The organism is Ferrimicrobium acidiphilum DSM 19497, assembly GCF_000949255.1.
In the GTDB taxonomy this organism is placed as follows: Bacteria; Actinomycetota; Acidimicrobiia; order Acidimicrobiales; family Acidimicrobiaceae; genus Ferrimicrobium; species Ferrimicrobium acidiphilum.
The window spans coordinates 50,193-65,493 of record NZ_JXUW01000011.1; the positions used below are offsets into that span (position 1 = coordinate 50,193).

A 15,301-nucleotide genomic window follows, 5' to 3' on the forward strand; every position below is an offset into this window, starting at 1 on the left:
GGCGAGTGCTTCGCCGGTTAACGCGTCGACGACGTCGAGGATCTTGAACATCCCACCAGCCGCGGTCTGGTCGAACTGGAGATCCATCGCCTAGATCACGTTGGGTCGGATCGCGTGCACTGCATCCACTGGCCCATCGATGCCCCGTAGTGGCGGGGACCTTTTGCAGACCACGGCCGCCGTAGGCACCACCGATGGTCGAGCCAACTATGGCCGACTGCTGCGGCTTCGGGGGGTCCGGGCTGCACCGGATTCCGCTCGGAGGACGTCGATGAGGGTCGCGGCTGGTGCCGGCCGTCCGAGGAGGAATCCCTGGGCCTGGTCGCACCCAGCGGCACGCAACCAGCGGAGATCCTCGACCGTCTCGACCCCCTCGGCCACGATCCGAGCCCCGAGTTCGTGGCCTACGCCGATGATCCCGCGTAGGATGCGCCGGTGTCGCGGGTCGTCGCGCAGGAGGCCGCGGTCGATTTTGAGTTCGTCGACGGGCAGGGCGGCTAGGTAGGCGAGTGAGGAGTAACCAGTGCCAAAATCGTCGATACTCGTCTCGACCCCGAGGGCACGCAACTCCTCGAGGACGGAAAGAGTCCGGGATTCCTCGGGGAGCAGCGCGCCCTCGGTGAGTTCTGTGACGAGGCGGTGACCCGGAATTCCGGCCTGCCCGAGCCAACGCACCACCCGGGCGACTAGGTCATTGGCCAGGTCGTCGGCCGACACGTTGACCGACATGCTCAGCTCCAGGCCGTCGGCATCCCATCGGCGCAGCTGGTCGAGGGCGCGAGGGACGACCCAGTCGGAGAGCTCGGTCACCAGACCGGCGGCCTCGAGGGGCGGAACGATGCGATCCGCGCCGAGGAGGCCGAGGTCAGGGTGACGCCAGCGGACGAGAGCTTCGACGCCGGTGATCTCGCTGCTGGAGAGGTTCACCTTCGGTTGGAAGTACAGTACGAGTTGGTCGTCGCGGTCCAGGGCAGTGCGCAGGTCGTCGAGGAGGCGGGCGTCGCGGTCGCGGCCGCAGGTCGAATGGCGCGGGTGTCCCCCGGATGGCCGGGCGGCTCGTTTGGCGACGTACATCGACAGGTCGGCCGCCCGGAGCAGGCCGGTCAGATCGGCCCCGTCACCCGGGAAGGTGGCCATGCCGATGCTGGCGGTCACCTGGACGGGCGTTGAACCTAGGAGCACGGGCCGGCGTATGCTGGCGTACAGGCCGGCGGCGACCTCTTCGGGCCGCCCGTCACGGCCCGAGAGTAGGGCGATGGCGAATTCGTCCCCACCCATCCTGGCCAGGAGGTCACCATCGTCCAGCGCGGCGCGGAGGCGCCCCGCCAGCTCGGTGAGCAGCTCGTCGCCGTACTGGTGCCCGAGTTGATCGTTGACCTGTTTGAAGCGGTCGAGGTCGATGACCAGCACCGTCACCAAGTCGTTGGCAGCCGCGGCCGTCTCGAGAGCGGTGTCCATCTCTTGGGAGAAGGCCCGGCGATTGAGCAACCCCGTCAGCGGATCGTGACTGGCCTCGTAGCGCTCAGCCTGCCGGAGGCGGGCGTTGTCGACCACGACGGTGCCCTCGAGGGCGAGCTGACCCAGGCGAGCTCGGTCGCTCGCCCTCCAGTAGCGGCGCGGCGCTTGATCACCACATAGGACAAGGCCGAGCGGACCGTCGCTGGATAGGAGCGGGATGGCAGCGAGGGACCGTAGGCCGAGTACCTGCGCCACTCCGTTCTTCCTCACCCGGCCGGCGCCCCTGGTGTCGGTGATGAGGTCGGGGCCCGGGGTCGGACCTTCCACAGCCCTTCGCCACACCGGGGAGTCGGCGGCCAGCCGCCCGATCAGGCTGGCTCGGAGCTCCTCGTTCCGCCCTGGCCCGGCTCCGACGGTCGCCACCTCGCTGATGATTCCGGCCCCGTCGACCAGGTAGGCGCAGGCGGTCGGCAACCGCAGAGCTCGGGCCGCGGCGGCCGCCAAGGCCTCCGCCGCCTCCATCGGTGAGCAGGCCTGGACCCCGGCTTCGAGGAGTTGTAGCAACGCCGCATCCGCCGCATCCGTTTCGGCGTCCTCCGGCGCCAGGGTCTCGAGCCACGTTCCGGCTGCAGCGGCGAGGACCTCCAGTACCGGCGCGCCTGCTGCGGGGTCGGCGCCTTCGACAGTGAGCATCCCGACCTGGCGGGGATGTTGAAGGACCCGGCACCGGACTGACGGGGCGTAGGTTGAGGCGAGCAGCACCTGCTCGGCCCTGGTTGCGCCGGTGACGATCGAAGTGGTCCCGTCTAAGGCGGCGGCGTAGCACGGCAGGTCGCCGATGGGTATGACTGGCAGTGCCGACCAGTCGGCGGGGTCACGGTCGGATGTGATGCTCAGGTACGGGGTCACTACGCGGCCCTCTTCATCGAGGCGCCACACCGTGATCCGGCTGGCATCGAGCGGGCCCAGGGCGGTACGACAGACCGTCGCCAACCCTTCGTCGAGTGCACCCCGATCGAGGTTCTCCAACCTCAGCCCTTCCACTAGCTTCCTCCCGCCCGCCGACGCTCAGCCCGTAACGGCCTTCATACACGTGGCGGCGTCTCCCACTACTTCGGTCGTGGCGGCGGCCAGCTTGAGGTCATTGCCGACTTTTCGAAGGCTCTACTGCTTTTTCGGGGGTGGGTTGAGAGGCGTCTGATGGCGCACCAGCTCACTAACGGTAGGGAATCTCCGCTTTGACTGGCCGGGTCGGGACGGCTTGACTCCGATGGCAGGGTTGGAAGCGAGCAAGCCCTCGATCACCACGTCGGTGAGTAGCTTCTTCGCACCCCTAGGTATCGGGTCACGGTAGCCGGAACAGGCTCACCACCGATGCGGCTACATATGACCGCCGGAGGTCCGCTAGGCGGACAGCTCCGATTCGTGGCTCGATCTGATACCCCCAAATGCTCCTCTCGCGCGCGGTGGTCGAGTCGGTCGTCTGCCTCGCGGTTGACCACCGCTCCCACCGCTCGGCCACGGTGATCTTGCAGCCGCTTGGGTCTCGAGTGCCGCCGTGACGATGCTCTCGCAGGCGTTCCTGGCGGTAAGCCTCGGCCTCGGTTGTCGTAGTGGGCCGTATGTCGGTTGCCAGATGAGTTGTAGCACCGTGCCTCCCACCTTGCGGTCTTCCAGTGATGGGGGTGAAAGGCCTGTAACCGTTGTCGCCACCTCGGTCTAGATAGCGCTTGACAGTGACTTTGTAGTGGGCGCTAGAGGACTCGAACCTCCGACCTCAGCCGTGTGAAGGCTGCGCTCTAACCAACTGAGCTAAGCGCCCGCGACACGTAGATACTAGCCAGCTAATTTGTGGAAACTGTTCACGTGGTGCTCAGATTCGGTCGAGGGAGTCCTGGATCAAATACTTGCACACCAGCTCTGGGGTTCATCGAATGTTAAAGGCCCGTGTTTTTCTGCCGAAATGCCTAAAAGCGGTCAGCATGGCGCATGGAATGACGAGGTGTAGGCAATGCAGCAGCAGGTGGCAGGGGAAGGTTCGGGGGTCACTCAACTTGATGTTGAGCCCGTCGAGAGAGTGATCGCCTCCACGATTGCCGATCCAAGCACTCTTGGCATCGTAGCCCAGCCAATCGTGTCACTCGACGACGGCAATGTGGTTGGTTATGAAGCATTAGCCCGGTTCGCCGGTGAGATCCCCACAGAGCGCTTGTTCGAGGAGGCTTCCGAACTTGGAATGGGTGCAGAGTTGGAGGCTATTGCTCTAGATCGGGGTCTGGCGATACTTCACTATCTCCCTCACGGTTTTGTCCTCCATGTAAATGTGTCGCCAACATATCTCGGTATGCAAGATATACATCGAATCTTGCTTGCGGCACGATTGGATCGGGTGGTTATTGAACTTACCGAACATATCCCAGTATCTGAGACCGGTCAGTTGCGCCGACAGCTCGCTACCTATCGCTCGCTCGGTGCGCGTATCGCACTTGATGACGCAGGTGCAGGTTACGGAGGACTGGAGCTCATGTATGAACTCGAGCCCGACATGATCAAGATCGACAGGTTTCTCATCAGTGACATAGATCGCTCTGACACCAAGGCGGCTGTTGTTGCAACGCTTGTGGCCTCAGCTAGAGCCAAAGGCATCAAGGTAGTTGCAGAGGGAATCGAGACAGCATCTGAGTTTGATGCTGCCTCCCGTCTAGGGATCGACCTTGGGCAGGGGTATTGGATTGCACGGCCAGCAGCGGGTTTACCACGGATTGATGCAGCGAAGTTGTCACGACATAGCCGCATAGAACGCAACGTTACCCTTGGTAGGGAACTCGCTACGGTGACTGAACCGGTTACAACGGCGCTTGGGAGTTCGAGTTTTGTCGGTGTGCAGTTTGGTGTCGGAGTGGACCACTACGGGAGACCGTTGTTCGTATGGTCGATGGATGTTAATGGAGTTGAACACGTTCGAAATGCGACTGAGGTAGAGTCTGGTTGCTCGATACAAGAGTGCATCAGGAGAGCCCTTGGCAGGAGTTCGGAGACCCGCTTCGATCCGTTGGTGGTGACCGACCACGCGCGTCGGGTTCTGGGCATAACCAGACTTGAGCGACTTCTCAATGCTGCAGACGCCAAACCAGGATCGGAGGTGTCGTGATGCCAGAGCAGATCGAAGTCACGCTTGCTAGAGATTGGGACTGGGAGTTCGAGGTTCGGCGCACCCTTGCAGCCCCCCACGAACTAACGACAGTCTTGGAGCCGGTGAATTCTTGTCACTCAGCGCAGTTGATGGCCATTGAGGGACTCACGCGGAGTCCGCGGGTCGGTTCGAAGGAGCTCTTTGCACGAGCTAGTGCACTTGGACTAGATGTGACACTTGAACTATGTACCCTTAACCGGCTGCTACAGCGGTTCGCAGCCGAAGAGACAGAGGTGCGTCTCAGCGTTAACGTCTCGCCGTCAATTGTAGGCTCGACGGCTGTACAGGATCTGTTTGCACCCTGGTGCGATCGCCTTATCATCGAGATCTCTGAGGAGAACATTGTCCGGGATCCGAGAGTGCTTGCCGAGGCGGTGGCACCTCTCAGAGCGGAAGGTGCAGAGATAGCACTCGACAACGCGGGAGTTGGCTACGGAGGACTGTCAATGCTTGTAGCATTGGAGCCAGAGTGGGTCAAGATCGATCGTCGGTTGGTTGGTACGACCTTGACCTCGGGGACCTCGCGTTCAATAGTACGGAACCTCTCCACTATGACACATCGGATTGGGTCACGCGTCATTGGCGTTGGTGTCGAGGAAGAGGCTCAACTAGAGTTCCTGATCGATAGTGATGTTGATTGCTGGCAGGGCTATCTCGAACAGCCTTTTGCGATCCATCGTCGAGCAGGTGCAATAGCTACGACATTGCGCGAGCACCCCATTCCACCGACTGCGAGCTTTGTAATCCAGCTCGCAGATTCGGCCTCGCTAGCGGTTGGTCAGTGGATCCGTCGTGGCGTAACGTCGCTTGATGATGTTGCGCGGGTGACCGATGGCTGTTACGAGGTAGGCTGGGTGAAATTCCGCGACCTGGTTGGCGTCGCGCGGAGTAATTAAGTCAGTCTTCAGCAACGATTGCTGCTAGGGGAGGTGGAATGGCGCAACATGCGCGTGCCAAAAGGGGCAAGGTTCAGCGCTCCAGGCGAAGTCGCCGTGGCAAGATCATAGGTATTCTTGTGGTGGTCGTGATTCTCGCCGTGGCGGTGACCATAGGTTCTTTGCAGTCGAGTCACCAAGTTGTCACACCGACAAAGACCAGCCACACTTCCGCTCCCAAGACATCTAAGTCTGTTCCGCCCACGGTTCCAGCATCGACCCAGGCACGGTGTCCATTGACCGACCTCCCTGCACCTAACGGGCAGGTGCCACAACGCCCTGCCTTGGCAATCAAGGTCGGCAACGATCCAGGAGCTCGTCCACAGAGTGGACTCAGCGCGGCTGACGTGGTCTATGAAGTCCAAGCGGAGGGTGGTATTACTCGGTTCATAGCCGTGTTTCAATGTCAGACTCCGGCTACCGTGGGTCCGATCAGATCGCTGCGTTGGGTCGACTGGCATGTTGTCCATCAGCTTGGTCACCCCATCCTTGTCTCTGCTGGAGGCATCAATCCTGATATCTATGCAGTCAAAGCCCAGAGTTGGCTCCACTATATTGATGCGCTTGCCTTTACCGGCGCTCCTTTCGAGAGAATCTCCTCGCGAGTTCCTCCCGAAAATCTCTATGGGTCACCATCAGAGATCTGGTCTCTGGTGTCGTCGAAGACACCGCCTCCTCGCCTCTTCGATTTTTCCTCCACGCTACCTAAAGGTGGAACCAGCGTTGGGACCGTCTATCTGCCCTTCTCGTCTCCAGAGGACGTGAGTTGGGAGTGGAGCGCGTCGGCGAACCGTTTTTTGCGTTTCTATTCGGGCCAGCCTGCTAACGGCAACGGTGGTGAGCAATTGAGCGCGACCAATGTTGTCATACAGTTCGTGAACGCCCCGCCAGGTAAGTACAACGAGAGTGGACCACACAGCCTTGGCGTGCATTCGCAGACGGTTGGAACTGGGCCAGCATGGATTCTGCGCAATGGCGAGATCTTCAAGGGAAGCTGGCAGCGGTCTTCGTTATCTCAAACCACCTCATATCATCTTTCGGATGGTGAGCAGATCTCTCTTGCACCCGGTCAGACCTGGGTGGAGGTGGTTCCAAACTGGGTGCACGCCACCGAGACTGCGCCGTCGTAGTGGGCCAGGTAGACAACATCGTTGGCCCAACTCCGCCGGTGCTTGGGAGCCAAGGCGGCGAAGCTATGGCGCAGCACTGTTGAATGGTGAGGTCCGCCACCGAGACTCCGGTGGCCAGCCCACCTTCGGTGAACGGGCCAATGGCATGTTCTTCACCCCGTTGGACGTTGCTATGCGGTTGATTACTGGCTTTTTCGATGAGTACACTCTCGATGTCCATCGGGTACTTGATTTGGCTGCGGGTGCTGGTTCTTTGCTCCTTGCTGCCGATCGAGTGTTACCCGGACCTCTCACGCTGGTAGGCGTTGAGCAAGATGCAATGGTAGCGGAGTGTTGCCGTAATGATCTGGCCGATCGGATGCATGCAAGCAGCGATCTGGCTATCTTCCAAGGTGACGGTCTCGACCCTGAAATCAACACACGCCTTTCACACCAGTTTGACCGCTTCGATTTGGTAGTTGGCAATCCACCATTCTTGAGTCCAAGATTGCGTTCGCTTCGCTACGAGGGTAGCAACGGAGTGGAGTGGAGTAAGCTTCGTCACTCATACCCTGATATCACAAGGGCGACCACCGATCTCTCTGCTTACTTCGTCGCTCGAGCCTTTGGACATCTGCGTGTGGGCGGGGTGTGTGCGATGATAGTTCCGATCTCCTTTCTATCCTCAGACGGTGCCTCGCAAGTCCGACGGGTCATTGAAGGACAAGGTGAGGTTCTAAAAGTTGATCGCTTGCCAGATGATGCCTTTGCTGCATCGGTGGCTACGGTATGTCTTTGGGTTCGTAGATCGAGCGAGCAGACAACCCGACCGAACTCTGACGGCATGAGTTGGGGATCATGGATCGCCGAATCGCCGCGGCTGGAACTTCCACCGTCGTTGCGAGTCAAGGATTTAGCGAGAGTGACTGCCGGCTTTCGTGATGAGTTCTATCAAGTGGCAGCCCAGGTTGAGGAAGCAGACAATCCCCCAGTGGTGTTGGCTGATCAAGGGTGGCATCGAGTGTTAACTGTTGGACACCTGGGTTGGCGAGAACCGCTATGGGGACACCGCCCTGTACGGATAGGCGGGCGTGCTCTCCTCCATCCGGTGGTATCGTCAGCTGCGCTATCGTCGATGAAAAGTGCTATGCGTGCACTCTTGATTCCAAAGCTTGTTATTGCACCGCAGAAACGAGTCGTCGCGCCGTGGATAGATTATGAGGGCTCGGTTGTACCTTTAACTCCGGTGATCTCTGTCCTCGCAGCAGACAGTTCAGGGTTGTCACTATCACTGTTGGCAGCGGCACTCGCTTCGCCGGTTGCTGCCGCCTTTCTTGAACATCGCTGTGCAGGTACCGCGTTGAGTGCAAAGGCACTGAAGTTCTCTGCGAGGGACGTGGGTGAGGTACCGTTGCCTTTGAACCGAGAGGCTTGGGAACGGGCGGGTCATCTCTGGCCAGCCTGGAGAGCGGGAAGGCTGTGGCCTTACCTGGATGCGATACGCGATGCCTACTCAGTTGAGACATCGGTTTGGAGTGAGTTGCTCGATTGGTGGCTACCGCGCATTGGCCAAGTCGTGGAGTGAAGAGTACTCATCTCCGGCGAAACTTGGTCAAAACACCAACGAGACCTTTGCAGGTCTCGTTGGTGTCTGGGGGTTTGGGATGGGGTTGTTGGTAGTCTCCAACCTATGCCGGTTTCTTGTGAGTTGGCTGGTAGCGGTTTGAGTCCTATCCATGGATAAGTTCGGGGGCATTCCCTCCGCCCGTTTTCGTGAGATGCCTAGTGAGCGGGCGAGCTCTAGCCCGATTCTCCTCAAGTTCAGAAGGGTGGAGGCGAGTAATCTCGCCGACTTAGTTCGTATCAGTTCTTCACCTGTCTCTCTTCTTTGCCACCTGTAACCTCGGCATGTAGAGCGCCTATGGACGCATTTGGTTGATTCGTTGTAGCTGGCAGCAACATCCAAGAGTTAGAGTTGCTAGATCTCAGAAGTTGGAAACGGGGGATTCTGAGGATAGGGGAGCGATTAACTTCTCAAAAGAAGAGCTCTCGAGTAGGTGCACTCTATCTGAGTGGATTGTATAGAGCAGGCTGGGGCATACTTCTCGATTCTGATGCTATCATCGTTTGGTCCCATAGCCCTCTGCTATGATCACGGAGACCTTTGGAACCACAGCGATTCCCGGATCGCAGAGTCTTTGTAAAGACAGCTAGGATCAAGAGCCACATGAACGGTCTACGAGGCTCGGTCCCGCAGGGCGGAGAGGATGTGATTCGTGAGGTTTTTTGACGTGGTGCTCTTGGGAGCTGGATCGGCCGCAGAGTCGATTTGGCCCCATCTTCCCGGAAAATCGGTTGCGGTAGTTGAGGCAAATCGTGTTGGGGGAGAGTGCCCGTTCGTCTCCTGTATGCCATCAAAGGCACTTCTTCGATCAGCACAGGTACGCAGATTAGTTTCGCAGGCGCATACGCTCGGGGCGGTATCTTCCGCTTTAGTCCTTGATGATGGCGCTCAGGCATTTGCTGCGGCGGTACAACGAAGAGATCGGATTGTAGCACGTCGCGACGATGGTGACAATGCTGCAGAACTCATCAGATCTGGCGCAGTGCTATACCGAGGGCATGGGCGAGTACAGGCTCCAGGCCGACTGATTGTAGAGGACTACAGTGGTGTTGTTGAAGAGCTTTCCTATGGAGAACTGGTCGTTGCCACAGGGTCTTCACCGGTGATTCCGCCGATCCCAGGACTCGACCTTGTGCCTACCTGGGTGAGTGACGAGGCGTTGAGTTCTTTCGAACTCCCGGCTTCGTTAGCTATCATGGGAGGAGGGGCGGTGGGGTGCGAGCTTGCTCAAGTGTATGCAACATTCGACGTAGATACCACCATTATTGAGGCTGCCGACCATCTCCTTCCTCACGAGGATCCTGCTGTTGGTGAAGTTCTCGCCGAGGCACTTCAAAGATCAGGTGTCAAGATAAGGACGGGTGCAAAGCTAGCCAGAGCTGAACCTCATGAGGTTGGAGCTCTGCTGATTATGGACACGGGCGCCGAACTTTGTGCATCTCGAGTCCTCGTTGCTGTTGGTCGTCAGCCAAATGTCGCTGATCTTGGCCTCGAGACGCTCGGTATAAGCCCAGATACCCATGCGTTGGAGGTAGATGCTCAAGGTAGGGTCATAGGTGTTGACCATCTTTGGGCCGTCGGAGATGTCACTGCGATTGCACCCTTCACTCATACGGCAGGCTATCAAGGACGAATAACAGCGGCGAATCTGCAGGGTGGTGAACGGCGGGCGGACTATCGGGCGATTCCTCGCTGTGTATATACGGATCCTCCGGTTGCGGCGGTCGGGATCACGGCCAATGAAGCACGCTCACGAGGGTTAGAGATTCGCGAAGCAGCGATGCCGCTCAACTCCACGGCTCGGGCGGCTTCAGACGGGAACGATATCGGTATCTTGAATCTGATAGCGGATGTACGTCGGGGCATACTCGTGGGTGCGTCGATTGTCGGGACTGGTGCGGATGAGATGATTGCAGAGGCGGCGTTGGCGATTCGAGCCGAGATGCCGATCTCACTTCTCGTAGATCTAGTGCATGCCTTTCCGACCTATGGGGAGGCTTACGAACCTCCGTTACGGCAACTCTTAGATCTCGATACTGATGACATGCCAATGGTTTCTGGCGGATAGCATGCAGCTACTGGGCCGCCAATACCCACTGAGAGTGCTTGAGCTGACACCCAAATCGTGAGTTCGTATAGGCTGGGCGTTGATAGATGTTGAGTGGACGGGGAGACAATTGATGCCTCCCTCGTTGTGTCTTGGGGCTTTTCCCGGGAGTTCAGGGTGTTGAGTTGGTGGTTCGTAAAGCTAGGCCGATAGTAGCAATCGTCTTGTTGGCCGCCTCCCTTAGCGTCATGATGACGGTACATGCATCAACACGGCTCCCGAGGGCGCGTCTTAGCTCCTCCCATTATGGATATGTGCTCGCAGGTGCTGGTGGCGCGACCTATAGTTTCGGATCCACAAACTATGGATCTACATACTCCGACGGGCTTACTGGCCTTACCGGAGCTCACCCGTTGAGCGCGCCGGTTGTCGCGATAGCCACAGACCCAGCAGGTGGCTATTGGATGGCAGCCAAGGACGGAGGGGTATTCAATTTCGGGAACGCAGCTTTTCATGGATCCACCTACAGCTACGGTATCACCGGCCTGGGAGGATCGCACCCCTTGAGCGCCCCAATCGTCGGCATGGCCGCGACCCCTGGTGGCAATGGTTATTGGTTGGCCGGAGCTGACGGAGGTGTATTTGACTTTGGAACTGCTTCGTTCCTTGGTTCTGAGGGGGGTAAGAGCATACCCGCCCCAATCGTCGGTATTGGAGGTATGGCTGCCAAGTTCTCAATTACCACGACGTCACTCCCAAACGCCACTTCGAACCAGGCCTACAGCACCACCCTCAGTGCTGCAGGAGGAGCTGGTACTAACACTTGGTCTGCTACTGGATTGCCCGCTGGCCTATCAATGTCACCCTCTGGAGTAATCAGTGGGATGCCGGGCAATGCGGGCACTGCCTCAGTGGTGGTCACGGTGACTGACCAAGGTGGTCAAGTGGCAACTGCTCGTCTCACGCTGACCACGAATCCCCAGTTGGCCACCTCTGTCTCCCCAAACTGGTCGGGCTATATCGTACAGAACGGCGCCTTTAATGGGGTGAGTGCCACCTTTAACGTGGCGGGGTTGACGAGTCCCCAGCCTTCGGTGTGTAATACAGGTAGTAGTGGTTCACTCAGTCCTAACTGCGCCACGGCAGAGTGGGTAGGGGTGGATGGTGCCAACAACGCTGACCTCATCCAGGCTGGCGTTGTAGAGGTGCCGGTAGTCGGCACCAGCAGCTACTGCATCCAGCCTTGGTGGGAGATCCTTCCAGCTCCGCCGACCTACTTTACCAATAGTTGTAATGCGGTGGCTGCCGGCGATAGCGTCTCTGTCGATGTCTACGAAACAACTACCGCGAACCTTTGGGAGATACAGATTAAAGATAACACCAACGGGCTGTCGTATTCAACTCAACAATCCTATGCTGGTCCAGGCGCCTCAGCCGAGTGGATAGTAGAGGCTCCGACTTCGAGCCAAGGGATAATGACATTGTCGCCTTACACTCCGGTCACATTTACGAACCCAAGCTACTCTCTGGCTCCATTGGGTGGGGTCGATCAACAGACGGCTGTGGTCATGGTTCAAAACGGGAGTGAGGTTTCGGCTCCGATCAAGAGTACGAGCAACTCATTCACGGTGGCCTATCAGTAGCTGTAGCGTTGTCACAGCCTCGATCGAGTCACGACTGCATATAACTCTACATATACGAGTAGGGCGGTGAATGCGGGCATTGCTGACGAGTTGTCGCATGCGTTGCTTGTAGCGTCGCCACATGGAGATCTATAGGTTGAGAGGCTGCGTCCGTTGGCCTCACCATCCTCCATTATTGGGGCGCCTCTATTGGAAGGTGAATTTCAGATCACCGCCCTTAGCGCTGATCATGCTCAGCAGCACACGAAGTTGTTGGTGCAAGTAGCCAGTCAGATAATCTCTCAACGGCGAAAGCCGAGGTGTTGGGCAATGAGACAAGAGCGTCGAGCTCAGAAAGGAACTGCTGACAGTCGGCGTGGATTTTGATCACTCCTCGGTCGTCGTAGCGGGTTGGTCCTTGGTTGACGACGACGACCTCCTTACCTTGTTCGAGCGCGAAGGCGACGAGCCGCGCAGCCGGATTTACCGAAAGCGTGCTCCCTAAGACAAGCACCACCTCTGTTGTGTCGATGAGTGCTTGAGCCGCTTCGATCCTTGCCGGTGGAACCGGCTCTCCGAAGGTCACCGTGTTTGAGGCAAGCACCCCGCCGCAGGAGCCTGAGTCTGAAGGGATGCGACAACTTGGGTCTCGGTCTCCATGAACGACACGTTCGAGTGCCTCGCCCATCGGCTTGATATCTCCGCAGCTAAGGCATCTGGATTCGTGAATGCAGCCGTGAAGTTCTATCAGTGGGTAGTGGTAGCCGGTACTCAGCCGATGAAGGCCATCGACGTTTTGCGTGATCACCCCTTGGAGGCGGCCAGCACGAGCGAGCGATTCTAGGCAGTGGTGCCCAGGGGTGGATTGAGCACCATAAAGAGGATTGACGAGCCGGCCTTGCCAGAGTTTCGCCCTCAGCTCTGGATCTTGGCGATAATGGCTGACCCGAGAGTGTTTCGAGGCGGCTGGATTCTTGGTCCAGATGCCTTCAGGCCCGCGATAGTCGGGAATTCCAGCCGCTGTTGATAGGCCGGCACCGGTGAAAGCAACGATCGTTGCTCGTTGAAGCCTGTCTAGTGTCTGGAGCAATTCGTTCAACCGCTGATGCTGGGTCCGATTCGTGTTGTGGTGATCTCGATGAGAACGCGACGTTCAGCAATCATCGATGTACGATATCCCTCCCAGTCGTCATGCTCACCCGCGGCTAACCGGTAGTACTGAATCAGCTCCTCCATTGCTTCTGGCAGGGAGTGAACCGAGGCGACCCCGTCGACCTGGATCCAGTCGCCAAAGAAAGTGTCTGGGAAGACGCAGACAAAGGCGGCTGGATTGTTGCGAAGGTTTTTAGTCTTGATAGCGGTCTCGCGCGACGAGATCCCTATGGTGTTTGGTGTGAGTCGAACGGCGAGTACCGGCGATAGTTGGATGCTGCGATCCTTGCGGTAGGTTCCCAAGACGGCGTGATGGTGGGTGTCGAGAAAGTCAATCGTGGGTGGTGAGGCCATGGAGTTAATCCTATTGGGTTGTCGGGTTTTCGTCCTCAGGCACAACTATATCATCAGCTAAGGCAGCCTCACGGCGTGCGACCTCTTCTGGGGGTGCCGCATTCCGGAAGAAGAGGTAATAGGCGAAGGCTGAAGCCGTTTGGATGATGCTCGCTATCTCAAACGGTAGCGACAGACTTACGTCGTCTAGGAGGTAGCCGGTCAGGGTGGGAGATGCCGCCATCACGATCTGAGATGGGAGATTTGACAGTGCCGCGACCCGAGCCTGCTCCGAGGGATCGGCCATGGCGAGCACGTAGGACTGTCGCAAGGGGAGAGCCACTCGTTGGGCGAACATCCGGATCGTGTAGATGATGCCAGCGATGACGAAGGTGGGGGAGAGCGCTAGCGGAATCAAGAGTAGCCCCTGGGCGATGCGGAGCCACGAGGTGATTCGTACAGTGCCAAAGCGGTGCGCCAGTTTAGGGGCGATCAGCCCCGATCCTAGGGTGATGATATTCACGACCAGATATAGCTCACCTATGCTGACCTCGTTGGCGTGGTAGCGGATATAGAGCCAATAGGTGACGAATGGACCAAACATCCCAACTGCGGCTCCGTTGAGCGTGTTGGTTACCCACAGCCGATAGAGCAGCCATCGTGATCGTTCGGGAAAGGCAAACACCTTCGCTTGCTTGTGCTCGGCTGGATGAGAAGCTTGAGAGGGATGATTCGAGAGAAACATTGCAATGACGCTTGCAATTAATGCTGCAACTGCGGCGATGAGCATGCTTGGGCGAAATACTGCGATTGCTACCGCTCGTGCCACATGCTGGTGGCCTGAGATGGCCGCAAGTCCGGTGCCGATGAGTGCTCCAGCCGTCGAGGCCAACGACACGAGCGAGAATGCTCTATTCCGGTTAGATGGGTTGATCGAGTTGACGATGAGCTGTGACTCGGCGGGTTGGTAGGGTCCCACCATGCCGGCACCGGCACCGGCTCCACGTCCAAAGCTCGCCAGAGCGGCAAAGATGAATAGGACTGCCGTATCGCTGGAGAAGGCATAGACGACACCTGCCACAGCCACCAAGGCGGGGACGATGATCATAAAGGATTTGGCGCCGACCTTGTTGGTGGCAAAGCCGATGCCAGAGGACATGCCTGCAGCGACCAGGGCAACAGTGAGATAGAGGATTCCGAGTTCGAACCCATTGAAGCCGAGGGTAGCGAGGTATATAGGCACCGCAATGCCGGCGATCGCCCTTGAAATGCTCATAGCCACTCGAGCCGTAAAAATCAAAGACAGATCTTTGGTTTGGAGTACCTCCAACCAAGAGCCAGAGTTTGCTGCCTTCGTCAATGGGTCGCCTCAAATAGCATACGCTTACAAACTAGTTGTAAGCTGCAAGTATTCCTGTCGTCTTGAGGAACTGAGGCTATGACTGCCGAGCGAGTCGGAGGCCCAGGGTTTTTAGTGTGTAGATAGATAGCGGTCACCTGGTCTTAGAGGTCCTGGTCCTAAAGCTATGGTATTTAGGGTCATACAGAATCGCCCATACAGAATCGCCCATACAGAATCGCCCATACAGAATCCATCCGCACTAGTACCCTGCGCATACAGAGGCATCGTCACTCAACCCTGTGACGGCTGGCGTTTGTTTTGGTAGCTACCCACGGACGATCAGAGCTTTACCTCTCGACTCTCGGATGCGTCGACTAGACGGAGCGCGCTCGAGAGCGCACTTTGGAGATAACCGCAATATCTGGATCCGTCAAAAGCTAACCGGTCTCGATTTCGCGTACTACCCGGCCCTTGGGTTATCGCCGG

At 58.1% G+C, this 15,301-nt stretch carries 10 protein-coding genes and 1 tRNA gene; 6 read left to right on the forward strand and 5 right to left on the reverse strand.

Annotated features, from left to right (window positions below; all coding sequences use genetic code 11):
- Positions 1 to 207 precede the first annotated feature (207 nt).
- Together FEAC_RS06905 and FEAC_RS06910 are read right to left on the reverse strand one after the other, a co-directional pair.
- Positions 208 to 2,487: a putative bifunctional diguanylate cyclase/phosphodiesterase gene (locus FEAC_RS06905; protein ID WP_152623121.1), complete on the reverse strand. Its 2,280-nt coding sequence runs from the start codon at positions 2,485 to 2,487 to the stop codon at positions 208 to 210.
- A gap of 719 nt (positions 2,488 to 3,206) precedes the next feature.
- Positions 3,207 to 3,280, reverse strand: a tRNA-Val gene (locus FEAC_RS06910).
- A 189-nt stretch (positions 3,281 to 3,469) separates the two neighbouring features.
- Here FEAC_RS06910 and FEAC_RS06915 point away from each other — a divergent pair.
- The 6 genes from FEAC_RS06915 to FEAC_RS15525 all read left to right on the forward strand — a co-directional run bounded on the left by FEAC_RS06915 (position 3,470) and on the right by FEAC_RS15525 (position 12,009).
- Positions 3,470 to 4,609, forward strand: coding sequence for an EAL domain-containing protein (locus FEAC_RS06915; RefSeq protein WP_035389744.1), 1,140 nt, complete (start codon positions 3,470 to 3,472; stop codon positions 4,607 to 4,609).
- Entirely contained in the window at positions 4,609 to 5,547 is a 939-nt protein-coding gene (locus tag FEAC_RS06920) for an EAL domain-containing protein (protein ID WP_052565931.1), read from the forward strand. Before FEAC_RS06915 ends, FEAC_RS06920 begins: the two co-directional genes overlap by 1 nt.
- 38 nt (positions 5,548 to 5,585) lie before the next feature.
- Complete coding sequence (locus tag FEAC_RS06925) at positions 5,586 to 6,716, forward strand: DUF3048 domain-containing protein (RefSeq protein ID WP_035389746.1); 1,131 nt, start codon at positions 5,586 to 5,588, stop codon at positions 6,714 to 6,716.
- A gap of 79 nt (positions 6,717 to 6,795) precedes the next feature.
- On the forward strand, positions 6,796 to 8,280 hold the full coding sequence (locus FEAC_RS06930) for an HsdM family class I SAM-dependent methyltransferase (RefSeq protein WP_035389747.1): 1,485 nt from the start codon (positions 6,796 to 6,798) through the stop codon (positions 8,278 to 8,280).
- Between the two features lie 691 nt (positions 8,281 to 8,971).
- Complete coding sequence (locus tag FEAC_RS06935) at positions 8,972 to 10,387, forward strand: dihydrolipoyl dehydrogenase family protein (RefSeq protein WP_052565932.1); 1,416 nt, start codon at positions 8,972 to 8,974, stop codon at positions 10,385 to 10,387.
- Positions 10,388 to 10,554: 167 nt separating this feature from the next.
- Positions 10,555 to 12,009, forward strand: a complete 1,455-nt coding sequence (locus FEAC_RS15525) for a G1 family glutamic endopeptidase (RefSeq protein WP_160290345.1) — start codon at positions 10,555 to 10,557, stop codon at positions 12,007 to 12,009.
- 217 nt (positions 12,010 to 12,226) lie between these two features.
- On the opposite strand, the gene FEAC_RS06945 is transcribed toward FEAC_RS15525, so the two are convergent.
- Genes FEAC_RS06945 through FEAC_RS06955 form a run of 3 tightly spaced genes read right to left on the reverse strand, consistent with a single transcriptional unit; the run spans position 12,227 to position 14,833 of the window.
- Positions 12,227 to 13,087 carry an SIR2 family NAD-dependent protein deacylase gene (locus FEAC_RS06945; RefSeq protein WP_052565936.1) on the reverse strand — a complete coding sequence of 287 codons (861 nt, stop codon included), beginning with the start codon at positions 13,085 to 13,087 and terminating at the stop codon, positions 12,227 to 12,229.
- On the reverse strand, positions 13,084 to 13,494 hold the full coding sequence (locus FEAC_RS06950) for a TIGR03618 family F420-dependent PPOX class oxidoreductase (RefSeq protein WP_035391372.1): 411 nt from the start codon (positions 13,492 to 13,494) through the stop codon (positions 13,084 to 13,086). Before FEAC_RS06950 ends, FEAC_RS06945 begins: the two co-directional genes overlap by 4 nt.
- A gap of 10 nt (positions 13,495 to 13,504) precedes the next feature.
- A complete protein-coding gene (locus FEAC_RS06955; RefSeq protein ID WP_035391371.1) occupies positions 13,505 to 14,833 on the reverse strand; it encodes an MFS transporter in 1,329 nt (442 codons plus the stop codon).
- Between the last annotated feature and the right edge of the window lie 468 nt (positions 14,834 to 15,301).